This window comes from Glycomyces sp. YM15, from assembly GCF_016918015.1.
Classification (GTDB): domain Bacteria; phylum Actinomycetota; class Actinomycetes; order Mycobacteriales; family Micromonosporaceae; genus Glycomyces.
Genome location: NZ_JAERMK010000001.1, coordinates 242,741 through 268,361 on the forward strand (window position 1 = coordinate 242,741; position 25,621 = coordinate 268,361).

The following is a 25,621-nucleotide window of genomic DNA, read 5'->3' on the forward strand; positions in this document are numbered from 1 at the left end:
AGAACGGCCACCGCGTTCAGGTGCCCTGCCCGCGACGCGGAGCGGGGCCGATCGGGCCGAAACGTTTCGGGATCGACATTCCGCGTTCAATATGGGGTCATGGGATGACCTCCCTGGCCAGGTGCAATACTCCTCACATATTGCTCGAATCCCTCGGCGCAGCAGACTGGAGTACCACATGAGCGTCAACCGCAGGACCCTTCTCGGAGCATCGGCCGCCGCGGGGGCGGCCGCTGCCGTCGCCGCCGCCTCACCCGCCGAGGCCAAGCAGCCCAAGCGCTACTCCTTCACCGTGATGGGCACGACCGACCTCCACGGCAACATCTTCAACTGGGACTACTTCAAGGACGCCGCCTACAGCGACGCCGCCGGGAACACCCGCGGCCTCGCCCGCGTCGCCACCCTCGTCAAGCAGATCCGCGACGAACGCGGCGCGAAGAACACCATCCTCATCGACGCCGGCGACACCATCCAAGGCACGCCCCTCGCCTACTACTACGCGCGCGTCGACCCGATCGCCGCCGAAGCCGGCCCCGTCCACCCCATGGCCCAGGCCATGAACGCCATGCACTACGACGCCGCGGCCCTCGGCAACCACGAGTTCAACTACGGCCTCGACACCCTCGCCAAATTCGACTCCCAATGCGAGTTCCCGCTGCTCGGCGCCAACGTCGTCGACACCGCCACCGGCGAACCCGCCTTCCCGCCCTACCACATCCAGCGCCTGCGCACCCCCTGCGGCAAAGACGTCAAGGTCGCCGTCCTCGGCCTCTGCACCCCGGGCGTGACCATCTGGGACAAGGCCTACGTCGACGGCGTCCTCGACTTCCCCAGCCTCGAGTCCACCGCCGCCCACTGGGTGCCCAAACTCAAGGCGCAGGGCGTCGACGTCGTCATCGTCTCCGCCCACTCCGGCACCTCGGGCACCTCCGCCTACGACACCTCCACCGGCCTCGGCATCGAGAACGCCTCAGCACTCGTCGCCCAGCAGGTCCCCGGCATCGACGCGATCCTCGTCGGCCACGCCCACATCGAAGTCCCCGAATCCCGCGTCACCGGCCCCGACGGCCGCGAAGTCGTGCTCTCCGAACCGCTCTGCTACGGCCAGCGCCTCACCCTCTTCGACTTCGACCTGGTCCTGGAACGCGGGAAGTGGAAGGTGGAGTCGGTCTCCGCCTCCGTCCTCAACTCCAACACCGCCGTCGAGGACGAGGAGATCGGCGCGATCCTCGCCGACGAGCACAACGAGGTCGTCACCTACGTCAACCAGGTCGTCGCCAAGGAGGCCGTGGTCCTCCTGACCACCGCCGAGGCCCGTTACAAGGACGAACCGATCATCGACCTCATCGCGAAGGTCCAGGTGGACACGGTCACGGCCGCGCTGGCGGGCACCGAGTACGCGGACCTGCCGGTGATCGCGCAGGCCTCGCCGTTCTCGCGGACGGCGGAGCTCCCGGCCGCGAACGTCAAGATCAAGGACCTCTCGGGCCTGTACATCTACGACAACACGCTCGTGGCGAAACTGATGACGGGCGCGGAGATCCGGGCGTACCTGGAGTACTCGGCGCAGTATTTCGTGCAGACGCCGGCGGGCGCCGAGATCATCGTCGACCCGGCCGCGAAGACCGACAACATCACGGGCGCGGGCGGCCGCCCCGACTACAACTACGACTACGTCTCGGGCCTGACCTACGAGATCGACATCGCGCAGCCGGTCGGCTCGCGCATCGCGAACCTCCGGTTCCAGGGCGCGGCCCTGGCCGACGACCAGCGGTTCGTGCTGGCGGTCAACAACTACCGGGCCAACGGCGGCGGGAACTTCCCGCACGTGGCCGCGGCGACCGAGATCTGGAGCGAGTCGATCGAGATCCGCACCCGGATCATCGAGTGGGTGACCGAGAAGAACCGCCTCGACCCGGCCGACTTCGCGTCGGTCGACTGGGTGCTGACCCGCGAGGGCACCCCGGTCTTCTAGGGACGCGAGCAGTGCGGCGCCGGGGCTCTTCGGAGCCGCGGCGCCGCTGTCGTTCTCGGCCTGCGAAAAGGCCTGTCGGCGCCCGGGTGGGACGTGGCAGTATTGCGTTCACCAGGCGGCCTTGCCGTCCGGCTAGTAGCGACCATCCCCGATGTCAGGAGTGCATATGGACTTCCGCGAAGCGGCCGCAGCGATCGCACCCGAGCTGATCGCTCTGCGGCGCAAGCTGCACCGGATCCCCGAGATCGGCCTGGACCTCCCTGAGACGCAGGCTGCCGTGCTCGCGGCGCTGGAGGGCCTGCCGCTGGAGATCACCCTCGGGCAGAGCTCGACGGCCGTCACCGCGGTGCTGCGCGGCGGGAAACCGGGGCCGGTGGTGCTGCTGCGCGGCGACATGGACGCGCTGCCGGTCACCGAGGAGACGGACGTGGACTTCAGGTCGGAGCATGTGGGCGCGATGCACGCGTGCGGCCACGACCTGCACACGGCGGGTCTCGTGGGCGCGGCGCGGCTGCTCGCGGCGCATCGGGCCGAGCTCGCCGGGGACGTGGTGTTCATGTTCCAGCCGGGCGAGGAGGGCCATGACGGCGCGGGCCACATGATCGCCGAGGGTGTCCTGGAGGCGGCCGGTCGCAAGGCCGACGCCGCCTATGGGCTGCACGTCATCTCGGACATGGTGCCGCGCGGGGTGTTCACGACGCGGCCGGGGCCGATGATGGCCGCCTCGTCGGGGCTGTTCGTGACCGTGGTCGGCAAGGGCGGGCACGGTTCGCGCCCGCACGCGACGCTCGACCCGATCCCGGTGGCGGCGGAGATCGTGACCGCACTGCAGACGCTGGTGACGCGCCGGTTCTCGACGTTCGAGCCGATCGTGATCACGGTGGGGACGTTCCATGCCGGGACGCGGCACAACATCATCCCGGACAGGGCCGAGTTCGAGGCGACGGTGCGGACGTTCTCGGCCGAGGCGCTCGACCAGGTCGAGAAGGAGTCGGTGAAGCTCGCCGAGGACATCGCGGCGGCGCACGGGCTGACGGCGGTGGTGCGGTTCGACCGGGAGTACCCGGCGACGGTGAACGACGCGGATGAGGCGGCGTTCGTGGAGGCCACGGTGAAGGATCTGTTCGGGGCGGAGCGGTACATGGAGATGCCGAACCCGGTGATGGGTTCGGAGGACTTCTCGCGGGTGCTCGAGAACGTGCCGGGCAGCTACATGTTCTACGGGGCGACCGTTCAGGACGACCCGAACGAGGCGGCGTCGAACCACTCCCCGCGGGCGGCGTTCGACGACGGCGTCCTGGCGGACGGATCGGCGCTGCTCGCCGAGCTGGCGGTCAGGCGCATGGCCCGCGGTTAGCAACGCGCGCAATAGGAAGAGGGCGGCCCGCGAAGCGGGCCGCCCATGCGATCCCGCTCGATCGGGTGAATCTGCGTCCTCGGGCGGTGATTTCGCCGGTTTTCTGTCGGACTCGGCTGCCACGCTCGGCCCTACAGTCACTGCCCCTCTGGGTGGGTGGGGGCTCGGGATGGCAGACGGCCTTAAGCCTGCAGACCCACCAGCTGCCCGATCTCCAGTGCCGCCCAGACCGTGCCGTCCGGCGCGATCGCGATGCCGTGCGGTTCGCTGTTCGCCACTGGCAGATCGTGGCCGGTGACCTTCCCGTCGGCGGTCACGTGCCCGATCCGGTTGCCGCCCCATTCGGTGAACCAGCAGCCGCCTTCGGCGTCCGCGACCACCGCGTGCGGCTTCGCGCCCTCGCTCAGCGCCGCCGCCGTGATCGTGCCGTCCTTGTCGATCCGCCCGACCCGGTCGCCCATGATGTCGGCGAACCACACCGCGTCCGCGCCCGCCGCGATGCCGACCGGCGCGACGCCTTGCAGCTCGAGCGGGATCACGGTCACCGCGCCTTCGGTGTCGACCCTGCCGACCGAGGCCGCGGCGTTCAGTGTGAACCAGAGGTCGCCTCCCGGCGCGGCCGCGATGGCCGAGGGAAATCCGCCTCGGTGCGGAATCGCGAACCGGCGCAGTTCCCCGTCCGGTCCGATCCGGCCGATGTGGTCGGTGGCGGTCTCGGTGAACCACACCGCGCCCGAACGGTCGACCGCGATGCCGTACGGCCCTGAGCCTTCGGCCAGCTGCACCTCGCTGAGTTCGCCGTCGGCGCCGAGGCGTCCGATCCGGTCGGCCTTGTACTCGGTGAACCAGGCCGACCCGTCGGGCGCGACGGCGACGACCGTCGGCTGCGACCCGTCCTCGAGCTCCCGGTATTCGGGCTCGCGGCCCTCGGTGACGCGCCCGACCCGGGCGGCCTCGGCCGCGGTGAACCAGGTAGTCCCGTCCGCGGCGAACGCGATCCCATAGGCGCCCTTGGCGACTGCCACAGTTCTCATCAGCCGGTCTCCTCCCGCCACACTACTCCGTACATCGTACGGTAACACCGGGTCTGGAAGAGCGGTCGACGGGACCCCCTTGCGTCCCGCCGACCGCCGCGGAGGCCGGTTCCCTCGAGCCGCGCTAGGCGGCGCCGGCCAGGGCGAAGATCAGCGCCGCGCCCGCGAAGCCCACGAGACCGATGGTGGTCTCCATGACCGTCCAGGTCTTGAACGTGGTCTTGACGTCCATCTGCAGGAAGCGGCCCACGAGCCAGAACCCGGAGTCGTTGACGTGGCTGAGCATGACCGAACCGGCCGACATCGCGATCACGATCGCCGCCAGCTCGACCGAGTTGAAGCCGTCCCCGGCCACGATCGGCTGCACCAGGCCCGCCGCCGTGGTCAACGCGACCGTCGCCGAACCCTGCGCGACGCGCAGCGCGGTCGCGATGAGGAACGCGGCCACCACGACCGGCAGCCCGATGTCGGAAAGCGCGCCCGAAAGCGCGTCGCCGATGCCGCTGGCGCGCAGCACGCCGCCGAACATGCCGCCCGCGCCGGTGATCAGGATGATCGCGCAGACCGGGGCGAGCGCATTGTTGAGCAGGTCCTCGACCCAGGCGCGGGACTTCCCGCGCCGCGCGCCGAGCACGTAGCTCGCGACGAACACGGTGATCAGCAGCGCGATCGGAGTCGCGCCGATCGCGCGGGCCACGTTGAACCACCCGGCCTCGGAGTCGAGCCAGCCGACCGAGCCGGCGGTGTTGAGACCGGTGTCGAGGAAGATCAGCACCAGCGGCAGGAGCAGCAGCAGGATGACGGCGCGGGCCTTCGGCGGGTTCTGAGGCTCCTCGACCTGCGGGCCGCCGGAGAGGACGTCCGGGACGGGCAGCTCGATGCGCCTGCCGATCCACAGGCCGTACAAGTAGCTGGTGAGGTACCAGGTGGGGATCGCGACCAGGAGGCCGAGCGCCACGACGAGGCCGATGTCGGCGCCGAGCAGCGTGCTCGCCGCGACCGGGCCGGGGTGCGGGGGCACGTAGATGTGCATCACCGAGAACGCGCCCGCGGCGGGCAGGGCGTACGTGAGGACGCCGCCGCCGAGACGGCGCGCCACCGCGAAGATGATGGGCAGCATGACGACGAGCCCGGCGTCGAAGAAGATCGGGAACCCGAAGATCAGCGAGGCCACGCCCAGCGCGAGCGGGGCGCGCCGCTCACCGAACTTGTCGATGAGCATGTCGGTGAGCACCTTCGCGCCGCCCGAGACCTCGACGAGGCGCCCGAGCATCGCGCCGAGGCCCACCAGCAGGGCCACGCTCGCGAGGGTCGCCCCGAACCCGGTGGTGAGCGTCTGGATGACGTACTGGGCCGGGATGCCCGTCGCGAACGCCGTGAGCACCGAGACGGTGACCAGCGCCAGGAACGCGTGGACGCGCAGCCAGATGATGAGGACCAGCAGGAGCGCGACGGCTCCGGCGGCGATCCCCAGGAGCGGTCCCGCTCCCAGGGTCTGAGTCCATTCCATTTCCATGGTTGAAAGCTCCTTTGCTTACAAACGGGGGGTCGACAGCGCTGGGCGCTAGGGTTCGATCCCGGCGCAGACGCGGTCGGCGATCTGCTCGGGAGCGGCGGCGACGTCGACGGTGATCCCGTCCTCGTCGTCGCCGAGCGGTTCGAGGTCGGCGAACTGGGAGTCGAGCAGGCTGGGCGGCATGAAGTGCCCGCTGCGGGAGGCCAGACGCTCACCGATGACCTCGCGGGTGCCGCTGAGGTGGACGAAGCGGACGCGGGCGGTCGCGCCGCGGAGGAGGTCCCGGTAGGAGCGCTTGAGCGCGGAGCAGGTGACGACGGTCCCCTGTCCTGCCGCGTCGTAATCGCTGATCCAGTCCCGGAGCGCCACGAGCCACGGCTCGCGGTCGGCGTCGGTGAGCGGGATCCCGGCGCTCATCTTGGCGATGTTCGCCTCCGGGTGGAACTCGTCGGCCTCGGCCATGGGCCGGCCGAGCCGATCGGCGAGCAGCCGCGCGACGGTGCTCTTGCCCGAGCCCGCGACCCCCATGACCACCAGGCAGGTCGTCGCCATGGACCCCTCCTCATCGAAAGGTAGTACTTAATCAACGGAAAGGTAACACCATTTGCACCCTGATGCAAACTCGGCCCGTATAGGATTCCGACATGGGCGACAGGCAAAGGGACACACGGCACCACCGGCACGGGGCGAGCGCATGATCGAACGCCGCAACCAGTCCGGCTCCGGCCTCCACGACCCCATCCTCGAGAAGCTCGGCATGGAGATCGCCGCGGGAGAGCTCCCGACCGGACACGTCCTCACCCTCGACGGGATCCAGGAGCGCTTCGGCGTCTCCCGCACCGTCGCCCGTGAGGCCATGCGCATCCTCGAATCCATGGGCCTCGTCCAATCCCGCCGCCGCGTCGGCATCACCGTCCGCCCCATCGCCGACTGGAACGTCTTCGACCCCAAGGTCATCTGGTGGCGCCTCTCCGGCCCCGCCCGCGGCGCCCAGCTCCGCACCCTCACCGAGCTGCGCATCGCCGTCGAACCCCTCGCCGCGGGCGCCGCCGCCCGCGCCGCCACGGCCGCCCAGCGCTCCCGCGTCGTCGAGCTCGCCGCCACCCTCCGACGCCTCGGCGAAGCCGCCGAGCTGACCGAGTTCATGGAACGCGACGTCGAATTCCATGCGCTCCTCTTGCAGGCCAGCGGAAACGAGATGTTCGGCGCGCTGGCCGACGTGGTCGCGGCGGTCCTGCGCGGCCGCACCCAGCTCGGCCTCATGCCCCACAAACCGGTCCCTCAGGCCCTCGACCTGCACGAAGCGGTCGCAGCGGCGGTCGCGGGCGGCCGATCCGCCGAGGCCGAGACCGCCATGCGCGCACTCCTGGTCGAAGTCCGCTCGGCGATGCTCCCGGGCTGAGCCCGTTCCCGGTGCCATGTGACACATCACTGCTCTCCGCAGTGGTGTCCTTCGTGCCCACCGCCACACCCAGGCGTTTGCAACTTGCCGTAGCACCTCACGCGTCACCTACCCAGAAAGGCATTCACGACACCCCCGATGGCAAGCAGCAGACCGACACCACAGTAGTCCCTTGTGACACATGCGCAGGCGTTCCGACCGAGGTCGAACACGTCCGGCCGAACCGTATTTGTGCGGCGACACGGCGTTTCTCCTGGTCTGACCAGTGAGGCACGGTCAGTAACCGCATAGCATGTGCCACAACACCGCCCCGGCCCACAAGGCCGCGACACCACCGCAGATCGGACCAGCCATGCCCGAGTTCGAACCAGTGCGATTGCCGCACTACGACGGCCAAGGCCCGCACTCGCTCCTCGCCGATGTCGCCGCCTGGACCGGCTCCGAGCCGATGCACCGGCTCCTCGCCCTGTTCGGCGGGAGACTCCCCGGCACCGGCACCGCGGAGGACTTGGCCTACCTGGAGGCCTTCTCGGCCGACCACTGGGACTTCCGCGCCGGGCGGGAACGCCACGAGACCGCGCCCCAGCCGCTCACCCCCGAACACGAGCACACCGCCACCAGGGCGGCGCTCGCCCTGGGCCTCGGGGCCGCGGCGAGGCCGCGCCTGGCGCACTACACGCACGTGCTGGTCCTCGGCGGCCTCGTCGCCTCCTGCCTGTTCCGCACCCGCTTCGCCGCCGAGCTCCTCGAGAGCGGCATCGGCGCGGACCACGTGACCGGGGTCGGCGGCTTCCGGCCCCTGGGCGAACCCGACCTCGAATCCGCGGTGCTGAGCGGCCTCGACTGCGGCGGGTACGAAGTGGACGCGATCGAGGCGAGCCTCAAGCGCGCCTTCAGGATCAGCGGCGACCCTCTCGTCGACGAAGGCGGCGACCCGCTCCGCGACCCGGGCCGGGCCTGGAAGGTCGCGACCTACCCGGCGGGCCGGGTCACGATCCGGGCCGTCGCAGCGCCGTCCTCGCAGCCCGGCCGGCGCCGAGCGGACACTGTGGACACGTGCCGGTTCTGGGCCGACCGCGTGGTCGACCTCGCGCCCGGCGACAGCGTCCTCGTCGTCACCTCCGCGCCCTACACGGCGTTCCAGCACTGCGACGCGATCACCCACATGGGACTCCCTTACGGCTGCATCGTCGACACCGTCGGCGTCGACCCCGCCACCCTCCCCGAGCCGCACTTCCGCAAGCACCACACCGCGAGCGGCTACCTCCAGGAGGTGCGCTCGGCGATCCGCTCGATGCGCCACCTCTACCACTCCGCCTACGCCGCAGCCCAATCCCCGATGCGGACCGCCGAGTCGGTGGCCGGGCGGCGTTTAACGCGGCATTCGAAGCGCATCGACCGCCGACGCCGCTGAACCATTGAAAACATCGACGCCGATATATCTAGAATGCGCGGTGGGGCCGGACCGTGCGGGTACGGTCCGGCCCCACCATCTCAAGGGGGTCTGCAGGGTGCGACGCCCGGGTCAGCCGCCGTTGGCGAGGAACCTCGTGTACGCCGGAATGGTGAGGAACGTCGGGTAGGCCTCGCCCAGCGCGCATTCGGTGAAGACCGAGAGCGCGTCGTCGAAGCGGTCGCCCCCGAAACGCTCCATCCGCGCGAACTCGTCCTTGAGCAGCCGCTCGACCCAGCCGCGCGTCACCGTCCGCCCGTCGCCCGTCTTGGCCTCGGCGTTGATCCACTGCCAGATCTGCGAGCGCGAGATCTCGGCGGTCGCGGCGTCCTCCATGAGGTTGTTGATCGCCGCCGCGCCGTTGCCGCGCAGCCACGACTCGATGTACCGCACGCCGACCTCGAGGTTCTTGCGAATGCCGGCCTCGGTGATCTCGCCGGGCGTGGAGGCGACGTCGAGCAGGGCCGCCGCGTTCGGCACCACGTCCTCGCGCTGCTTCTCGATCTGGTTCGGCAGGCCGCCGAGGGTCTCGTCGAAGACCTCCGTGGCCACGGGCACCAGGTCGGGGTGGGCGACCCAGGAGCCGTCGAAGCCGTCGTCGGCCTCGCGGGTCTTGTCGGCCCGCACCTTCTCCATCGCGACCGCGTTCGCCTCGGCGTCCCTGCGGCTGGGGATGAACGCGGCCATGCCGCCGATGGCGGAGGCGCTGCGCCGGTGGCAGGTGCGCACGAGCAGCTCGGTGTAGGCCCGCATGAACGGCGCGGTCATGGTCACCTGGTCGCGGTCGGGCAGCACGAAGCGGGGTCCCCGCTCGCGGAAGTTCTTGATGACCGAGAAGATGTAGTCCCAGCGCCCGGCGTTGAGCCCCGAAGAGTGGTGGCGCAGTTCGTAGAGGATCTCCTCCATCTCGAACGCGGCCGTGATGGTCTCGATGAGGACGGTGGCGCGGATCGTGCCCTGCGGGATGCCGAGCAGGTCCTGAGCCATGACGAACACGTCGTTCCACAGCCGCGCCTCGAGATGCGATTCGAGCTTCGGCAGGTAGAAGTACGGGCCGCGGCCCAGCTCGATGAGCCGGTGCGCGTTGTGGAAGAAGTACAGCCCGAAGTCGACGAGGGAGCCCGCGACGGGGACGCCGTCGACCCTCACGTGGAGTTCGGCGAGGTGCCAGCCGCGCGGGCGCACGATGATCGTGGGCAGGTCGGTGAGCGTCTCGCCCTGGAGTCGGTACTCCTTGCCCTGATCGCTGGTGAAGTCGATGCGGCGCTCGATGGCGTCGCGGAGGTTCACCTGCGAGTCGACCACGTTGTGCCAGTTGGGCGTCGAGGAGTCCTCGAGGTCGGCCATCCAGCATTTCGCGCCGGAGTTGAGGGCGTTGATCGTCATCTTCCGGTCGCAGGGGCCGGTGATCTCGACGCGGCGGTCCTCCAGGCCAGGGGCGAGAGTGGCGACGCTCCAGGAGAAGTCCTCGCGCACGGCCTCGGTCTCGGGCAGGAAGCAGGGGTCGACGCCGTTGGCGATCTTGTTGCGGCGCTCCTGGCGGCGCTGCAGCAGCTCCTGGCGGCGGGGCGCGAAGGCCCGGTGGAGGGCGGCGACGAACGCCAGCGCCTCCGGGGTCAGGATCTCGTCCTGGCGGTCGACGGCGGGCCCGTTGACCGCGATGCCCGTGTCGTGACGGGTCTCGGTTGAAGTAACCACTTGGTTCTCCTCTTGTGGCGGGCGGAGTCCGGCGGTGCGGACTCCGCCTCGGCGGACAGGTCGCAGGGCAGCTAATGGAATTGTCCCGCTTCGGTGGAGCCCGCGAGCGCGAGCGTCTCACTTTGCGGGTTGAGGACGGCGGTGACGCGGTCGAAGTAGCCGGTGCCGACCTCGCGCTGGTGCTTGGTGGCGGTGTACCCGCGATCCTCCGAGTCGAACTCGCGTTCCTGGAGCTCCACATAGGCGGTCATGCCGTCGCGGGCGTAGCCGTGGGCGAGGTCGAACATGGAGTGGTTGAGGGCGTGGAAGCCCGCCAGCGTGATGAACTGGAAGGTGAAGCCCATGGAGCCGAGTTCGCGCTGGAACTTGGCGATGGTGTCGTCGTCCAGGTGGCGCTTCCAGTTGAAGGACGGCGAGCAGTTGTAGGCGAGCATCTGGTCGGGGTGCTCGGCCTTGACGGCTTCGGCGAACGTGCGGGCGGCCTGGAGGTCGGGCGTGCCGGTCTCCATCCACAGCAGGTCGGCGTAGGGCGCGTAGGCGTTGGCGCGGGCGATGCAGGATTCGATGCCGCCCCGCACCCGGTAGTAGCCCTCGGCGGTGCGCTCGCCCGTGATGAACGGGTGGTCACGTTCATCCACATCGGAGGTGATGAGGGTGGCGGCCTCGGCGTCGGTGCGGGCGATGATGAGCGTCGGGACGCCTTCCACGTCGGCGGCGAGCCGCGCCGCGTTCAGGGTCCGCAGATGCTGCGCGGTCGGGATGAGCACCTTGCCGCCGAGGTGGCCGCACTTCTTCTCGGAGGCGAGCTGGTCCTCCCAGTGCACGGCCGCGGCGCCGGCGTTGATCATGGCCTTCATGAGTTCGAAGGCGTTGAGCGGGCCGCCGAACCCGGCTTCGGCGTCGGCCACGATGGGCACGAGCCAGTCCTCGACGCTCTGGAGGCCCTCGGAGGCCTCGATCTGGTCGGCGCGCATCAGGGCGTTGTTGATGCGGCGCACCACCTGCGGGACCGAGTTGGCCGGGTAGAGCGACTGGTCGGGGTAGGTCTGGGCGGCGAGGTTGGCGTCGGCGGCGACCTGCCAGCCGGAGAGGTAGATGGCGTGGAGGCCGGCCTTGACCTGCTCGACGGCCTGGCCGCCGGTCATCGCGCCGAGCGCGTGCGTGTACCCGCCGGTGGCGGCGTCCTCGGTGAGCCGGGACCAGAGGCGCTCGGCGCCGCGGCGGGCGAGGGTGTGCTCTTCGGTGACGCGGCCGCGGAGGCGGACCACGTCTGCGGCGGTGTAGTCGCGCACCGTGTGGGCCCAGCGCGGATCGGAGGCCCACTCGAGGGCCAGCCGTTCGGCGGCGAGGTCGAAGTTCGCTTCGCGGTTGGTGTCGTTCATCGTCGGCTCCGAGCATTCGGGGCCGCAATCGCGGCCATTACTTGCAGGTAACAACAATCTTTCATCTGCGCCCACGCCTGAGTAGCGGATTCGAGTGGAAAGATCGGCAGTTCTTCGCAATACTGGGGAAATGACGAACCTGTCCGCGAGCGGCTCCGTCCCAGGCGCGACCGACGCCCAGACCAGTACCCATGGCAGCGGTAACCCACGCGCGGCCGGGCGCCCCAAGGCCGCCCGCGCGGCCGCGAAGAACGGCGATTCCGCCGATCCGGGGGCCGCCCGCCGCCCCTGGGGCGCGGCCGAGGCCGCCGAGCTGGCCGCCGACGACGGCACCGTGGACCTCATCAGCCTGGGCAAGCAGATCCGCCACCTGCGGAAGCAACGCGAGATGAGCCTCGACGACCTCGGCGCGGCCGTCGGCTCCGCCGCCTCGCAGCTCTCCCTCATCGAGAACGGCAAGAAGGAGCCGAAGCTGTCGATGCTGCGGGCGCTCGCCCGCGCGCTCGGCGTCTCCTCGGACGAACTGCTCGGCGCCGAACCGCCCAACCGCCGCGTCGCCTTGGAGATCGCGCTCGAACGCGCGCAGCGCAGCGCCCAGTACCAGGCGCTCGGCCTGCCGAACGTGAAGCCGTCCGGGCGCACGCCCACCGAGATCCTCGAAGCGCTCGTAGGCCTCCACCGGGAGGTCGAACGCCAGGCCAACCTCCACACGGCGACCCCCGAGGAGGCCAGAAGGGCCAACACCGAACTGCGCCGGCGCATGCGGGACAAGGACAACTACTTCGGCGACATCGAGGCCGAGGCCCGCACGCTCCTGGCCGGCGTCGGCTACGCGGGCGGTCCGCTCTCGCAGCACCAGATCGCCGATCTCGCCGCGTACCTGCGCTTCACCCTGCACCACGTGGACGACCTGCCGCACTCGACCCGCTCGGTCACCGACCTCAAGCACCGCCGGATCTACCTGACGCAGGTGGGCACCGGCTCCCACGACCCGCGCACCGTGCTGCTGCAGGCGCTCGCCAGCCATGTGCTGCAGCACGAGGTGCCGCGCACGTACCTGGAGTTCCTGGGGCAGCGGGTGGCGACGAACTACCTCGCCGCGGCACTGCTGATCCCGGAGTCGAGCGCGGTGGCGTTCCTGCGCCAGTCGATGAAGGGCAAGGAGATCGCGGTCGAGGATCTGCGCGACAATTTCGCGGTCTCCTACGAGGCGGCCGCCCACCGCTTCACGAACCTGGCCACGCACCACCTGGGCATCAGGACCCACTTCCAGAAGGTCCACAAGTCCGGGATCATCTTCAAGGCCTACGAGAACGACGACGTGGCGTTCCCGGCCGACCCGACCGGCGCGATCGAGGGCCAGCCGATCTGCCGCTACTGGACGAGCCGCCAGGTCTTCGACGTCCCGGACAAGTTCAACGCATTCAACCAGTACACGGACACCGCCACGGGCACCTACTGGTGCACCGCCCGGACCGAGCGCAGCGCCGACGGGCTCTTCTCCCTGAGCATCGGCGTCCCCTACGAGTCCGCGAAGTGGTTCCGCGGCAAGGAGACCAAGGCCCGCTCGGTCTCCAAGTGCCCCGACCCCGACTGCTGCCGCAACCCGCCGCGGGCCCTCGCCGACTCCTGGTCGGGCCAGGCCTGGCCCACCGCCCGCGCCGCCAGCTCCCAACTCGCCGCGATGCCGTTGGGCTCCTTCCCCGGGGTGGACGAGACCGAGGTCTACCAGTTCCTGGAGCGTCATTCGAAGGAGTGACGATGGCAGACTTGCGGACATGGCCCTCTCCCCTGACCGCATCGCGCTCGTCTCCGACGTCCACGGCAACCTCACCGCGTTCCAGGCGGTCCTCGAGGACCTCGACGCTCGCGGTGTCACGCGGATCTTCAATCTCGGCGACACGATCGGCAAGGGCCCGCGCGGCGCCGAATGCGTCGACCTCTCCCGCGAGCGCTGCGAGGTCCACGTGCAGGGCAACTGGGAGGCGACGATGTGCGCGCCGGACCGGGTGCCCGAAGGCGACCCCTTCGACTGGTGGCACGAACGGCTCGGCGAGGGGCGGCGCAAGTGGTTGTGGGACCTGCCGTTCAATTACGACTTCCGCATGAGCGGCAAGTGCGTCCGGGTCTTCCACGCCTCGGCGAAGAGCGTGTTCCACCGCGTGTTCTGCGACCACGACGAGGCCGAGTTCCTCGGCATGTTCGCCAACACCGAGGCCACAGGGGACGGACCGGCGCCGGACGTGGTGGGCTACGGCGACATCCACGACCCGTACTTGGAGAACGACCTCGGCCGGACCCTGTTCAACGTCGGCAGCGTCGGCAACTGCCTCGGCGATCCCGTGCCCTCGTATGTGATTCTCGAGGGCGCTTACGGCTCAGGCGAACCGGGTCCGTTCTCGGTGCAGTTCGTGCGCGTGCCCTACGACGTCGAGGCCGAGCTGGCCGTCACCCGCGAGCTGGGGATGCCCTCCTCGGAGTACTGGGAGGTGGAGCTGCGCACCGGGGTCTACCGCGGCAGGCAGCACGACGACCGCCCGCCGGTCTACCACCGGCATCGCCACTGCGGCGCCTGACCGCGCGTCGGACAACCTACCATAAATATTGACACTTCTCGATGATTGCGGTTACCGTGAGGTCGGCGTTGGCAAGCGTCTTCTCCGATTCTCGCACCGGCACTCGAGAAAGCGACCCTCACATGACCACCGAACCGACGCGCGCCGTCGCGCGCGCTGCACGCGGCGGACCCGCCGCGCCCGCCGACCGGGCCCGCCGCTCCTGGGCCCGGAACGCGGTCCTCGCGCTCGCGGCGCTCACCGCGGCTGCGGCCGCGTTCGCCTGGACCGGCGCCGCCTCGGCGCAGACCGCCACGATCACCGTGGCCGCCAACGGCAACGACGCGAACCCCGGCACCGTCGCGGCCCCGCTCAAGACCATCCAGGCCGCCGTCGACAAGGCGACCCCCGGCACCGTCATCCAGATCCGCGGCGGCACCTACGCCCCGAACACCAACGTCCAGATCAACGTCAACGGCACCGCCTCCGCACCGATCACCATGCGCCCCTATGGCACCGAGAAGGTGGTCATCGACGGCGAGAACATGCCGCACACCCCCGGCGCCGTCGGCTCCTCGATCCCCCGCGCCGACCGCGGCGCCCTCCACGTCGAAGGCGACCACTGGCGCTTCGAGCGCCTCGAGATCATCCACGGCCCGTACGCGATCTTCGCGCTCGACAGCAGCAACAACGTCTACGACCGCCTCATCACCCGCGACAACTACGAGTCCGGGCTCCACCTCCAGGGCGCCTCCTCGAACAACCGGATCGTCAACCTCGACGCCTACGGCAACCGCGACCCGCGCAAGAACGGCGAGAGCGCCGACGGCCTCGCCGTCAAGGAGGGCTCGGGCACCGGCAACACCGTCATCGGCGCGCGCCTGTGGAACAACGCCGACGACGGCTTCGACGCCTGGGAGTTCCTCTCCCCCATCCGCATCGAGAACTCGGTCGCCTACGGCAACGGCTACGACCGCTGGAACCTCCCGAACTACTCCGGGGACGGCAACGGCTTCAAACTCGGCGGCGGCGACCCCGATCCCGCCGCGGACCACGTCGTCGTCAACTCGATGGCCTGGCGCAACTCCGCGCACGGCTTCACCGACAACGGCAATCCCGGCACGCTCCAGATCAGCCGCTCCACCGCTTGGAAGAACGGCAAGACCGGCTTCGACTTCGACGCCTCCACCGCGAAGCTCACGGCGAACCTCGCGGTCAACAACGCCACCCCGGTCGCGCTCGGCCCCTCGACCGGGTCGGGCAACTCCTGGGACATCAAGTCGAAGTGGGTCGACGCCGACCTCGCCGACACCGGCACCTCCGTGATCACCGGCGCCCGCACCGCCGACGGCTCGATGCCGTCGACGAACTTCCTCGTCCCCAAGAGCCATCCCGACCTCGGCGCCACCTTCGCCTGAGCACGGGCCCTGCCGCATTCGCGGCAGGGCCCTCCGTCCGCTCCGATGCGATAATCACCGGATGACACCGACGTTCGTCCTCATCCACGGCTCCAACGCCAACTCGTTCACGTGGGCCCCCCTCCAGCGAGAGCTCGCCCTCCTGGGCCACCGCTCGCTCGCGGTGGACCTGCCGGGCCACGGGTTCGAGGCGGGCGTCCCCTCCTCGTACCAGACCCAGGACGCGGCGGAGCTGGCCGAGGCGCCGTCGAACCTCGACGGCGTCGGGCTCCAGGCGAACATCGACCACCTGGTCGCGATCCTCCGGCGCGCCAAAGAGCACGGCCCGGTCATCGCCGTCGCCCACAGCCGCGGCGGCCTCACCCTCACCGCCGTCGCCAACCGCCACCCCGAGCTCATCGACCGCCTCGTCTACGTCTCGGCCTGGTGCTGCGTCGAGCACGAGCCGAGGCAGTACATGCACCTCCCCGAGGCCGCCGCGTGCGTGCTCGACAAAGTCGCCGGCGTGTCCGCCGCGAACCCCGCCCGCCTCGGCGCGGTCCGCATGAACTGGCGCACCGCCGACCCGGTACTCCTTGCGGCGCTGAAGGAGTCGATGCTCGCCGATGGCAGCGACGAGGAGTTCCGCGTCTTCCTCGGCACCCTCACCCCCGACGAGAGCCTCGACGCCGGCGGCCCGGACGACCTCGCGAACGCCGCCACCTGGGGCCGCCTGCCCCGCAGCTACATCCGGATCACGCAGGACACCTCGATCCCCATCGAGCTGCAAGACCTCTTCATCAAGGAGGCCGACGCGCTCACCCCCGAGAACACCTTCGACGTGCACACCATCGAGACCAGCCACGTCGGCTTCCTCGTCCGCCCCGCACGCGCCGCCGCGATCCTCGCCGGCATGGCCTGACCCGATCCGCAACGGCACACCGTGTGCCAACTTCGGGCCGATTCGGCGCCGCAAAGGCCGCCGAATCGGCCTTAAGTCCCAATAGGACGCGGGAGTTCCCGGTCGGGACGCATCGCGTACCCCCGCTGACGTGAAGCGATCGCATACTGAGGCGGTCACGACCCCCGTACAAGGAGTGCCCATGCGCCTCGTCGTCCAACGTTTCCTGCTCGCGGTCGCGCTCGCCGTGTCCGCCGTCCTCATCGTCCCCGCGCCGGCCCAAGCGGGCGGCGCCACGATCACGATCTGCCCTTTCAAGGGCCTCCCGGAGGACTGCTACACGTGGGAGATCCCCATCCTCGAACCCGAGTGGGAGTGGCCTCCCGGCGGATGCCCGGAGTGCCTCCTCTCCATCGACATCCTCGACGACCTGGTCGACCCGGCCGTATTCCACGAGTTCAACGCCTACTTCGGCAAGGGCTTCGCGCTCCTCGCCGAATCCCGCTTCGTCCAGGACCCTGACGCGGCCGAGGAGATGCGATGGGCGTCGGTCGAATACTTCCTGCACGCCGCGAAGGTGATCGAGAAGCACGAGATCGCGCTCGACCAGGTCGGCTGGTTCGATCCGAAGGCCGGCGAGTGCTTCGAGGACCAGAAGACGCAGCCGTATCTCGACGCTTTCGGGAAGGAGCTCGCCGCCGGAGCACAGGCCTTCCAGGCGATCGCGGGCGACCCCGACGCCGAACCGAGCATCGAAGCGGCCCTGTCCCACCTCGACGCCGCGCTCGCGGTCTTCGCGAAGACCGCCTGACCGACCACACGTGCAGTACCCGGCCGGGCGCCCCGCGGCCCCGGCCGGTTCCACGGGCACAGCTCCGCTGCACCCAGTGCCATATGACATGTCACGCGTCGCTCGCTGCCGCCGAAACCCGGAGACCCGCTCTGGCCGCTGTGCCACATGACATGTCACGTGTGACACAGCCCCGACCGACCCGCGACGGCCCTACCGCGGCCGGATCGTCAGCGTCTGGTTCGCGTAGCCCACGTGCCCGGTCTCGTCGTGCAGCACGCTGCTCGTCACCCCGTGCCCGGCCGGGCCGAAGACCACGGTCGTGTCGAGTCCGAGCCAGTCGCCGACCGGCTGGCGCAGCAGGTGGATCGTCAAGTCCAGGTTGGGGAACAGCCACTCGTCGATGCGCTGCCGCACGCAGATGCCGTTGGCCGTGTCGACCAGGCCGATCAATCGGGCCAGGTCGCTCGCCGGTTCGCCTTCGACCAGGTCCACCCGCGTCCTGGCCCAGGCCGCGGCCCTGCCCGGCTTCACCGCGCCGACTGAGCGGAGTTCGACCGAGCCGATGTATCCGCCCGGCCAGACCTCCGTGAGGTCCAGTGCCTCCGACTGCGCCAAGCCCGGCAGCGGCTCGACCTCGCCGCCCGCCACAGCAGCGGTGTCCAATGAGGCCGCCCGCCAGACCCGGGCCCTCACGGCCGCGCGACCGGCCGAGACCACGACCGCTTCGAGCAGTTCGATCGTGCGGCCGGGCCGCACCACCGAGACCGTCACCTCGAACGGCTCGATCCCGAGCACGCCGAGGATGTCGACGCCGATCCGGCCGATGGCCATCCCGTCCGGCCCGCGCTCGGCGCAGAACCGTTCCACCGCATGCGTGATCAGCCCGTTCATCGGGCTGATGTGCTGCTCGGTCGTCGACCACGCACCGGTGGTCCACTCGGTCGGCCGAAGGCGGCTCGAGTCGAGCCGGAGGAAGTAGGCAGAGGCGGCTTCGGACATCATCGACTCCTCAAAGCGTCCGGCGAGCGCAATGGCGCCGCCGAGATTCACGGCAGAACTCAGGCGAACGTACCCGCCCCGACGCTCCACCGCCCGACGCCCGGGATCGAACCCGCACCGCACCGCCCACGACCGCTACGACTGCGTTCCGCACGGCCGCTTCCGTCGGCGCCGCCCCGGACCGGTCGGCGAACAGCAGATGTGCGGTCCCGACCGCGCTTGGGCGCCATGCTCAACGCCCGCACGCGCGAGGAGGCGGAGCCGGTCGGGGTCCGGGGAGGCGGGGGCCATGCGCTCATCTCGCCATGCCCGTCCGACAACGGGTGCGAACGTCCGCGCACCGAACGCCCGGCCGGAGGCCGGGCGCGGTGGTCGCCGTTTCGTCTACTGCTGCTTGATGCGGACCATGTTGCCCGCCGGGTCGCGGAAGGCGCAGTCGCGGATGCCGTACGGCTGGTCGGTGGGCTCCTGCACGACTTCGGCGGTCTCCTGGAGCTTCGCGAAGACCTCGTCGAGGTCGGGCGTCGACAGGTTGATGGAGGCGTAGGTGCCCTTGGCCATCATCTCGGCGATGGTGGCGCGCTCCTCGTCGGTGATGCCGGGGTCGGCCGCCGGCGGGTGCAGGACGATGGAGACGTCCGGCTGCCCGGCGGGCCCGACGGTGATCCAGCGCATGCCCTCGTAGCCGACGTCGTTCCGGACTTCGAAGCCGAGCACGTCCCGGTAGAACTCCAGGGCGGCTTCAGGATCGTTCTGCGGCAGGTAGGCCTGGTAAATGTTGATGTCCATGCGGGCAAGCCTATTTCTTGGCGGTGCCGGGTGCTTCTCGATTCCTGATCGGTCTGCTGATCTGCTTGGAGACGCACGCCGGGATGCCCTCGGTCGCGGCGGCGGCCTTCTCCTTGTAGACGCTCGGCGGCATGCCGACCAGTTCGGTGAACCGGGTGCTGAACGTGCCGAGCGAAGAGGACCCGACCGCGAAGCACACCTCGGTCACGCTCATCTCGCCGATGCGCAGCAGGGCCATCGCGCGTTCGATGCGCCGCGTCATCAGGTACGAGTAGACCGATTCGCCGTACGCGGCTTTGAACTCGCGGCTGAGGTGCCCGGCCGACATGTGGACGCCGTGCGCGAGGGCCTCGACGTTGAGCGGTTCGGTGTACTCGCGGTCGATGCGGTCGCGCACTCGCCGCAGGAGCGCGAGGTCGCGCAGGCGCTGCGCTGAGGTCGGTCGGCTGGTCACGGGCATATTGTGCCACCGCGTGCAACCTCCGGCCAATGGCGACGCCTCCAGGCGGGCGCCCGGCCTCGGGGGGCATCGGGCGTCCGCTCCGGAGGGGGTCGGCCGGAAGCGCCGCACGCCCGCGACGAGTCGCGGGCGTGCGGTCGGGTAGGTGCCGGTCAGGCGCCGACGTACTCGGCGAGGTGCTGGGCGGTCAGGGTGGAGCGGTCGGCCACGAGGTCGGCGGGCGTGCCTTCGAAGACGATCCTGCCGCCGTCGTGGCCGGCACCCGGGCCGAGGTCGATGATCCAGTCGGCGTGGGCCATCACGGCCTGGTGGTGCTCGATGACGATCACGGTCTTGCCGGAGTCCACGAGCCGGTCGAGCAGGCCGAGGAGGTTCGCCACGTCGGCGAGGTGGAGGCCGGTGGTCGGCTCGTCGAGGATGTAGACGCCGCCCTTGTCGCCCATGTGCGTGGCGAGCTTGAGGCGCTGCCGCTCGCCGCCGGAGAGGGTGTTGAGCGGCTGGCCGAGGGTGAGGTAGCCGAGTCCGACGTCGGCGAGGCGGAGGAGGATCTTGTGCGCGGCAGGGGTCTTGGCCTCGCCGTCGCCGAAGAACGCCTCGGCTTCGGCGACGGACATGGCGAGGACTTCGCTGATGTCGCGGCCGCCGAGGTGGTATTCGAGGACGGTCGCTTCGAAGCGCTTCCCGCCGCAGTCCTCGCACGGCGTGGAGACGGTCTCCATGAACCCGAGCTCGGTGAGGATCACCCCGTTGCCGTTGCAGGTGGGGCAGGCGCCCTCGGAGTTGGCCGAGAACAGCGCCGGCTTCACGCCGTTGGCCTTCGCGAAGGCCTTGCGGATCGGGTCGAGCAGGCCGGTGTAGGTGGCGGGGTTGGAGCGGCGGGAGCCTTTGATGCCGCTCTGGTCGACGACGACCACGCCGTCCTCGCCCGCGAGGTGGCCGTGGATCAGGGAGCTCTTGCCGGAGCCCGCCACGCCGGTGACGACGGTGAGCACGCCCGTGGGCACGTCGACGTCCACATCGTCCAGGTTGTTCGTGGTCGCGCCGCGGATCTCCATGGCGCCGGCGGGTTTGCGCACCGTGTCCTTCAGCGAGGCCTTGTCGTCCAGGTGGCGGCCGGTGACGGTGTCGCTGGAGCGCAGCCCGTCGAGGGTGCCTTCGTAGCAGATGTCGCCGCCGCCGCTGCCCGCGCCGGGGCCGAGGTCGACGATGTGGTCGGCGATGGCGATCGTCTCGGGCTTGTGCTCGACCACGAGCACGGTGTTGCCCTTGTCGCGCAACCGGAGCAGCAGGTTGTTCATCCGCTGGATGTCGTGCGGGTGCAGTCCGATGGTGGGCTCGTCGAAGACATAGGTGACGTCGGTGAGCGAGGAGCCGAGATGCCTGAGCATCTTGATGCGCTGGGCCTCGCCGCCCGAGAGGGTGCCGGAGGGGCGTTCGAGGCTGAGGTAGCCGAGACCGAGTTCGACGAAGGAGTCGAGGTTCTCGCTGAGCGCCCGCAGCAGCGGCGCGAGCGCGGGCTCGTCGATGCCCTTGACCCATTCGGCCAGGTCGGTGATCTGCATGGCGCACACGTCGGCGATGTTGGCGCCCTTGATCTTCGAGGACAGGGCGGATTCGCTGAGACGGGTCCCGCCGCAGTCGGGGCAGTCCGCGAACGTGGCCACCCGCTCGACGAAGGCGCGGAGGTGCGGCTGGAGCGCGTCGAGGTCCTTGGACAGCATCGACTTCTGGATCTTGGGGATCAGGCCTTCGTAGGTGATGTTGATGCCCTTGGCCTTGATCTTGGTGGGCTCCTTGTAGAGGAAGTCGTGGAGCTCCTTCTTGGTGTACTTCGCGATCGGCTTGTCGGGGTCGAAGAAGCCCGATTCGCGGTAGGTCTGCACCATCCAGCCGTCGGCCGTGTAACCCGGGACGGTGATCGCGCCTTCGGCGATCGACTTGGTCTCGTCGAAGACCTGCGTGAGGTCGATGTCCGAGGTCTTGCCGCGGCCTTCGCACCTGGGGCACATGCCGCCGTGGTAGACCGCCTCCCGCACGATGGTCTTCTCGCCGGTGGCGGAGGTCAGGACGCCGCTGGCCTTGCGGGCAGGGACGTTGAACGAGAAGGCGATCGGGGGTCCGATCTGCGGGGAGCCGAGCCGGCTGAACAGGACCCGGAGGATCGCGTTGGCGTCGGTCACGGTGCCCACCGTCGAGCGGGGGTTGGCGCCCATCCGCTCCTGGTCGACGATGATCGCGGTGGTCAGGCCGTCGAGCACGTCGACCTCGGGCCGGGCCAGGGTGGGCATGAAGCCCTGCAGGAACGCGCTGTAGGTCTCGTTGATGAGCCGCTGCGACTCGGCGGCGATCGTGTCGAACACGAGTGAGCTCTTGCCCGAGCCGGAGACGCCGGTGAACACGGTCAGGCGGCGCTTCGGCAGCTCGACGCTGACATCCTTGAGGTTGTTCTCGCGGGCGCCCTGCACACGGATCATGTCGTGGCGGTCGGCGTCGTGCATATCGGAGGGCTTCACGGCTTTGCTCATGATCGCCACTCTAGAGGGACGGTCCGACGCTCGCTTCTCGATTCCTGACCGGATCGACCCCGCGCATTCCGCCTGCGAAAACGCTATTCGGCGGCGAGTTTCGCGAACCGTTCGGGCCGCGGCCACTTGACGTCGGAGGCCCAGCCCGCGCGCTCCAGGAACCAGATGATCCGGGCGGACGTGTCGATCTGCCCGCGTCTGACGCCGTGGCGCGCGCACGTCGGGTCGGCGTGGTGGGAGTTGTGCCAGGACTCGCCGCCGGAGAGCAGCGCGAGCGGCCAGAAGTTCGCGGCCTTGTCGCGGCTCTTGAACGGGCGCTCGCCGATCATGTGGCAGATCGAGTTCGTCGACCACGTGGCGTGGTGCAGCGCGGAGACGCGGACCAGGCTCGCCCAGAAGAACGCCGTCAGCGCGCCCGTCCAGGACATCGTGATGAGCCCGCCGAGCACGGCCGGCAGGAAGAACGTCGCCACCGTCCACACCCAGAACAGGTTGTCGACCATGACGAGGTCGCGGTCGCGGCGGAGGTCCGGAGCGAAGCGCTCCTCGTTGGAGGTATTGCGCGGCTGGAACATCCAGCCCATGTGCGCGTGCCAGAAGCCCCTGGTCAGGGCCAGCGAGGAGGTGCCGAACAGCCACGGCGAGTGCGGGTCGCCCTCTTTGTCGGAGAACGCGTGATGGCGGCGGTGGTCGGCGACCCAGGTGATGAGCGGGCCCTGCACCGCCATGCTGCCGAGGATCGCCAGCGCGATCTTCACGGGCCGGTTCGGTCTGAACGAGCCGTGCGTGAAGAGGCGGTGGAAGCCGACGGTGACGCCGTGGAGGGTGAGGAGGTAGAAGCCGACGGCGATGCCGATGTCGGTCCAGCTGAGCAGGCCGGTCGTCCATGCGAGCGGGACGGCGGCGGCGAGCGCGGCCATCGGCACGAGCAGGAAGAGGTAGATGAGGGACTGGCGACCGGCGTCGCGCACGTCGCCGTGGATGGGCCTGGGCCCTGCCTTGTCCGCCGGGGAGGCGGGAGGGGGGCTGGTCTGCGTGATGGTCGCCATCGCACGTCCTCGCTTTCGATTCGTCCGACGGTGCGTTCGAACGGCACTGCAATCGTCGTCTCGTGCGGGCTCGTGCGCAGTGGGGCGGATCGGTGCGTTTCGGGCCGCCGATGCCCCTCGTCACAGGGGGCGTAGGCCCCTTCCCCGGTGCGGTCAGTTGCCTTCGAGGTAGGCGAGGACGGCGAGGACGCGGCGGTTGTCGTCCTCGGACTGGCCGAGGCCGAGCTTGCGGAACACGTTCGCGGAGTGCTTGCCGACGGCCTTCTCGGTGATGAACAGGCTCGCGGCGATCGCGGCGTTGGTGCGGCCTTCGGCCATGAGGCCCAGGACCTCGAGCTCGCGCGGGGTGAGCGCGTCGAGGCGGTTCTGCTGCCGGCCGAGGAGGCGGGCGACGACCTCGGGGTCCATGGCGGTGCCGCCGGCGGCGACGCGGCGCAGGGCCTCGATGAACTCGGCGACGTTGGAGACGCGGTCCTTGAGGAGGTAGCCGACGCCGCCGCGGCGGTCCCCGAGGAGTTCGCGCGCGTACAGCTGCTCGACGTACTGGGAGAGCACGAGGATCGGGAGGGCCGGGATGTGGCGGCGGGCCTCGATGGCAGCGCGCAGGCCCTCGTCGGTGAACGTGGGGGGCAGGCGGATGTCGACCACGGCCACGTCGGGCCGGTGCTTGAGGAGGGCGGCGGCGAGCGCGGGTCCGTTGTCGACCGCCTCGACCACGTGGAAGTCGTGGGCTTCGAGCATGCGGGTCAGTCCGTCGCGCAGGAGCGAGTGGTCTTCGGCGAGGACGACGTCCATCTGGCACTCCTAGTTGTTCAGCTCGATCATGCAACGTCTCCGGTCGGCGGCGGCATCGGTTCGGTGCCATGCGCTGTGTCATATGACATGTCACGCGTGACACGCCGCCTTGCCCGCCTCAGCCCGGCTGCTGCCTCGCCGCATTATGGGCGCTGCCGGGCCCCACCGCGGCGGCGGGGATGGTCATGGTGACGATCGTGGGGCCCCCTTCGGGGCTGTCGACCTTGACCGTGCCGTCGAACGCGGCGAGGCGTCGGCGCACACCGTCGAGTCCGCCTCCGGCGGAGAAGGACGCGCCGCCGACGCCGTCGTCGCGGACCTCGATCACCACCTGGTCCTGGTCGCGGTTGACGACGACCTGCACGTGGGTGGCCTCGGCGTGCTTCGTGATGTTGGTGAGGACCTCGTTCGTCGCGAAGTACGCGGCGGCCTCCAGCGGCGCGGGCAGCTTGTCGATCAGACGGTCCACAACGGACACCGGGAGTGGGTGGTCGAGGGCCATCGCCTGCAGCGCACCGGTGAAGCCCCGGTCGGCCAGCACCGGCGGGTGGATGCCGCGCACCAGTTGCCGGATCTCCTCCAGCGCATCCGAGCAGGCCTGCCGGGCCTCGCCGACGAGCGCCGCGGCCTGGTCGGGCCGCTGCTGCGAGAGCAGTTCCTCGGCCATGCCGAGGGTGAGGCTGAGCGCGGCGATGCGCGCCTGCGCGCCGTCGTGCAGGTCCCGTTCGATCCGGCGCAGCTCGGCCGCGGCATGGCCGGCGGTCTGGTCGCGGGCCTGCCGCAGCTCCGAGACCCGCTCGGTCAGCAGGGCTTTCGCGGTGGGCCCGAGCAGCAGTACGCCGAGGTGCGCGTACCAGCGCAGGAACAGTTCGCCCCAGCGCCACCAGGCGACGCCGCAGGCCAGCGCGAACGGCACGAGCATGAGCGTCTTGGCGGGCGTGTCGAACTCGTAGAACCCGAAGTCGTTGACGAACGGGCTCGGCGCGGCGTGGAAGACCGTGGCGAGCAGCAGCGGCTGCACCAGGTAGTAGACGGCGATGCCGAAGACACCGAGGTAGAGGAGGTTGACGACGAACCCGAGGGTCGCGTCGATCGCGAGCCAGGCGAAGTCGCGCCAGGTGGCGGCCTCGCGGATGAGCCACAGGGCCTGCTGGTCGAAGCGGCCCTTCGCGCGGGGCCGGTACGGGACGGGGATGTGGACGCCGAGCTGCTCGCCGATGACGCGCCGCTGGGTGTTGGCCCAGATGCGGATGGCGAGGAGGACGAAGACGGCGACGGGGATGCCGATCCAGAAGACGACGAGCACGCCGGTGACGATCGCGGCGGCCAGGAGCGCCCCTGCTACGAGGGTGAGGCTGAATCGCAGGACCGACCAGCCCGGGAGGGCCAGACGCCGCGTGATGGGATTGGCCGGTATCGACATGGTGCGGCAAGCCTACCTGCTGCTTTTCTGTCTTCCCCGCCGCTGCCTGCGGCGCGACCGCTGCGGCCGTGCCGCTCGCTAGGCTGGGGCCTGCCTTTCCATTATCGCAGAGGGGGAC

At 69.9% G+C, this 25,621-nt stretch carries 21 protein-coding genes; 9 read left to right on the plus strand and 12 right to left on the minus strand.

The features are described from left to right. Positions 1-178 precede the first annotated feature (178 nt). Both JHY01_RS01130 and JHY01_RS01135 read left to right on the plus strand, forming a co-directional pair. Complete coding sequence (locus JHY01_RS01130) at positions 179-1,975, plus strand: bifunctional UDP-sugar hydrolase/5'-nucleotidase (protein WP_205323748.1); 1,797 nt, start codon at positions 179-181, stop codon at positions 1,973-1,975. A gap of 166 nt (positions 1,976-2,141) precedes the next feature. Beyond that, positions 2,142-3,332 (plus strand): M20 family metallopeptidase, encoded by a 1,191-nt coding sequence (locus tag JHY01_RS01135; protein WP_205323749.1) that lies wholly within the window; start codon positions 2,142-2,144, stop codon positions 3,330-3,332. Positions 3,333-3,514: 182 nt separating this feature from the next. On the opposite strand, the gene JHY01_RS01140 is transcribed toward JHY01_RS01135, so the two are convergent. The 3 genes from JHY01_RS01140 to JHY01_RS01150 all read right to left on the minus strand — a co-directional run bounded on the left by JHY01_RS01140 (position 3,515) and on the right by JHY01_RS01150 (position 6,434). Beyond that, positions 3,515-4,366 (minus strand): virginiamycin B lyase, encoded by an 852-nt coding sequence (locus JHY01_RS01140; protein ID WP_205323750.1) that lies wholly within the window; start codon positions 4,364-4,366, stop codon positions 3,515-3,517. Between the two features lie 124 nt (positions 4,367-4,490). After that, positions 4,491-5,882, minus strand: a complete 1,392-nt coding sequence (locus tag JHY01_RS01145) for a GntP family permease (RefSeq protein ID WP_205323751.1) — start codon at positions 5,880-5,882, stop codon at positions 4,491-4,493. A gap of 48 nt (positions 5,883-5,930) precedes the next feature. Beyond that, positions 5,931-6,434: a gluconokinase gene (locus JHY01_RS01150; RefSeq protein ID WP_205323752.1), complete on the minus strand. Its 504-nt coding sequence runs from the start codon at positions 6,432-6,434 to the stop codon at positions 5,931-5,933. Between the two features lie 142 nt (positions 6,435-6,576). On the opposite strand from JHY01_RS01150, the gene JHY01_RS01155 reads away from it, so the two are divergent. Both JHY01_RS01155 and JHY01_RS01160 read left to right on the plus strand, forming a co-directional pair. Beyond that, positions 6,577-7,284 (plus strand): FadR/GntR family transcriptional regulator, encoded by a 708-nt coding sequence (locus JHY01_RS01155; protein WP_205323753.1) that lies wholly within the window; start codon positions 6,577-6,579, stop codon positions 7,282-7,284. Positions 7,285-7,576: 292 nt separating this feature from the next. Continuing rightward, positions 7,577-8,698: a hypothetical protein gene (locus tag JHY01_RS01160; protein ID WP_205323754.1), complete on the plus strand. Its 1,122-nt coding sequence runs from the start codon at positions 7,577-7,579 to the stop codon at positions 8,696-8,698. Between the two features lie 111 nt (positions 8,699-8,809). On the opposite strand, the gene aceB is transcribed toward JHY01_RS01160, so the two are convergent. Next, a complete protein-coding gene (aceB, locus tag JHY01_RS01165) occupies positions 8,810-10,399 on the minus strand; it encodes a malate synthase A (RefSeq protein ID WP_374199471.1) in 1,590 nt (529 codons plus the stop codon). Positions 10,400-10,506: 107 nt separating this feature from the next. Next, entirely contained in the window at positions 10,507-11,817 is a 1,311-nt protein-coding gene (gene aceA, locus JHY01_RS01170; protein ID WP_205323756.1) for an isocitrate lyase, read from the minus strand. 130 nt (positions 11,818-11,947) lie between these two features. On the opposite strand from aceA, the gene JHY01_RS01175 reads away from it, so the two are divergent. The 5 genes from JHY01_RS01175 to JHY01_RS01195 all read left to right on the plus strand — a co-directional run bounded on the left by JHY01_RS01175 (position 11,948) and on the right by JHY01_RS01195 (position 17,481). Further along, entirely contained in the window at positions 11,948-13,576 is a 1,629-nt protein-coding gene (locus tag JHY01_RS01175) for a helix-turn-helix transcriptional regulator (protein WP_205323757.1), read from the plus strand. 19 nt (positions 13,577-13,595) lie between these two features. Beyond that, entirely contained in the window at positions 13,596-14,393 is a 798-nt protein-coding gene (locus tag JHY01_RS01180) for a metallophosphoesterase (protein WP_205323758.1), read from the plus strand. A gap of 122 nt (positions 14,394-14,515) precedes the next feature. Next, entirely contained in the window at positions 14,516-15,790 is a 1,275-nt protein-coding gene (locus tag JHY01_RS01185; protein WP_205323759.1) for a right-handed parallel beta-helix repeat-containing protein, read from the plus strand. Positions 15,791-15,851: 61 nt separating this feature from the next. Further along, the gene (locus JHY01_RS01190) at positions 15,852-16,691 is read left to right on the plus strand and encodes an alpha/beta fold hydrolase (protein WP_205323760.1); all 840 of its coding nucleotides are present in this window, start codon (positions 15,852-15,854) and stop codon (positions 16,689-16,691) included. 181 nt (positions 16,692-16,872) lie between these two features. After that, positions 16,873-17,481: a hypothetical protein gene (locus JHY01_RS01195; RefSeq protein ID WP_205323761.1), complete on the plus strand. Its 609-nt coding sequence runs from the start codon at positions 16,873-16,875 to the stop codon at positions 17,479-17,481. Positions 17,482-17,673: 192 nt separating this feature from the next. Here the strand turns inward: JHY01_RS01195 and JHY01_RS01200 are convergent, their stop codons facing one another. From JHY01_RS01200 to JHY01_RS01230, 7 genes are all read right to left on the minus strand, one after another. Next, the gene (locus tag JHY01_RS01200; RefSeq protein ID WP_205323762.1) at positions 17,674-18,462 is read right to left on the minus strand and encodes a thioesterase family protein; all 789 of its coding nucleotides are present in this window, start codon (positions 18,460-18,462) and stop codon (positions 17,674-17,676) included. A 384-nt stretch (positions 18,463-18,846) separates the two neighbouring features. Further along, complete coding sequence (locus JHY01_RS01205; RefSeq protein ID WP_205323763.1) at positions 18,847-19,251, minus strand: VOC family protein; 405 nt, start codon at positions 19,249-19,251, stop codon at positions 18,847-18,849. A gap of 10 nt (positions 19,252-19,261) precedes the next feature. Further along, the gene (locus tag JHY01_RS01210) at positions 19,262-19,705 is read right to left on the minus strand and encodes a helix-turn-helix transcriptional regulator (RefSeq protein WP_205323764.1); all 444 of its coding nucleotides are present in this window, start codon (positions 19,703-19,705) and stop codon (positions 19,262-19,264) included. 158 nt (positions 19,706-19,863) lie between these two features. Then, positions 19,864-22,236, minus strand: coding sequence for an excinuclease ABC subunit UvrA (locus JHY01_RS01215; protein ID WP_205323765.1), 2,373 nt, complete (start codon positions 22,234-22,236; stop codon positions 19,864-19,866). 83 nt (positions 22,237-22,319) lie between these two features. Beyond that, positions 22,320-23,285 carry an acyl-CoA desaturase gene (locus tag JHY01_RS01220; protein ID WP_205323766.1) on the minus strand — a complete coding sequence of 322 codons (966 nt, stop codon included), beginning with the start codon at positions 23,283-23,285 and terminating at the stop codon, positions 22,320-22,322. Between the two features lie 153 nt (positions 23,286-23,438). Next, positions 23,439-24,080 (minus strand): response regulator transcription factor, encoded by a 642-nt coding sequence (locus tag JHY01_RS01225; RefSeq protein WP_205323767.1) that lies wholly within the window; start codon positions 24,078-24,080, stop codon positions 23,439-23,441. Positions 24,081-24,198: 118 nt separating this feature from the next. Next, positions 24,199-25,503, minus strand: coding sequence for a sensor domain-containing protein (locus JHY01_RS01230; RefSeq protein ID WP_205323768.1), 1,305 nt, complete (start codon positions 25,501-25,503; stop codon positions 24,199-24,201). Between the last annotated feature and the right edge of the window lie 118 nt (positions 25,504-25,621).

Coding starts and splice junctions, on each gene's coding strand:
- JHY01_RS01230 (WP_205323768.1), bottom strand. CDS start 25,503: ATGTCGATACCGGCCAATCCCATCACGCGGCGTCTGGCCCTCCCGGGC.
- JHY01_RS01145 (WP_205323751.1), bottom strand. CDS start 5,882: ATGGAAATGGAATGGACTCAGACCCTGGGAGCGGGACCGCTCCTGGGG.
- JHY01_RS01205 (WP_205323763.1), bottom strand. CDS start 19,251: ATGGACATCAACATTTACCAGGCCTACCTGCCGCAGAACGATCCTGAA.
- aceA (WP_205323756.1), bottom strand. CDS start 11,817: ATGAACGACACCAACCGCGAAGCGAACTTCGACCTCGCCGCCGAACGG.
- JHY01_RS01195 (WP_205323761.1), top strand. CDS start 16,873: ATGCGCCTCGTCGTCCAACGTTTCCTGCTCGCGGTCGCGCTCGCCGTG.
- JHY01_RS01225 (WP_205323767.1), bottom strand. CDS start 24,080: ATGGACGTCGTCCTCGCCGAAGACCACTCGCTCCTGCGCGACGGACTG.
- JHY01_RS01215 (WP_205323765.1), bottom strand. CDS start 22,236: ATGAGCAAAGCCGTGAAGCCCTCCGATATGCACGACGCCGACCGCCAC.
- JHY01_RS01150 (WP_205323752.1), bottom strand. CDS start 6,434: ATGGCGACGACCTGCCTGGTGGTCATGGGGGTCGCGGGCTCGGGCAAG.
- JHY01_RS01130 (WP_205323748.1), top strand. CDS start 179: ATGAGCGTCAACCGCAGGACCCTTCTCGGAGCATCGGCCGCCGCGGGG.
- JHY01_RS01140 (WP_205323750.1), bottom strand. CDS start 4,366: ATGAGAACTGTGGCAGTCGCCAAGGGCGCCTATGGGATCGCGTTCGCC.
- JHY01_RS01160 (WP_205323754.1), top strand. CDS start 7,577: ATGTGCCACAACACCGCCCCGGCCCACAAGGCCGCGACACCACCGCAG.
- JHY01_RS01175 (WP_205323757.1), top strand. CDS start 11,948: ATGACGAACCTGTCCGCGAGCGGCTCCGTCCCAGGCGCGACCGACGCC.
- JHY01_RS01155 (WP_205323753.1), top strand. CDS start 6,577: ATGATCGAACGCCGCAACCAGTCCGGCTCCGGCCTCCACGACCCCATC.
- JHY01_RS01220 (WP_205323766.1), bottom strand. CDS start 23,285: ATGGCGACCATCACGCAGACCAGCCCCCCTCCCGCCTCCCCGGCGGAC.
- JHY01_RS01180 (WP_205323758.1), top strand. CDS start 13,596: ATGGCCCTCTCCCCTGACCGCATCGCGCTCGTCTCCGACGTCCACGGC.
- JHY01_RS01185 (WP_205323759.1), top strand. CDS start 14,516: ATGACCACCGAACCGACGCGCGCCGTCGCGCGCGCTGCACGCGGCGGA.
- JHY01_RS01200 (WP_205323762.1), bottom strand. CDS start 18,462: ATGTCCGAAGCCGCCTCTGCCTACTTCCTCCGGCTCGACTCGAGCCGC.
- JHY01_RS01190 (WP_205323760.1), top strand. CDS start 15,852: ATGACACCGACGTTCGTCCTCATCCACGGCTCCAACGCCAACTCGTTC.
- JHY01_RS01135 (WP_205323749.1), top strand. CDS start 2,142: ATGGACTTCCGCGAAGCGGCCGCAGCGATCGCACCCGAGCTGATCGCT.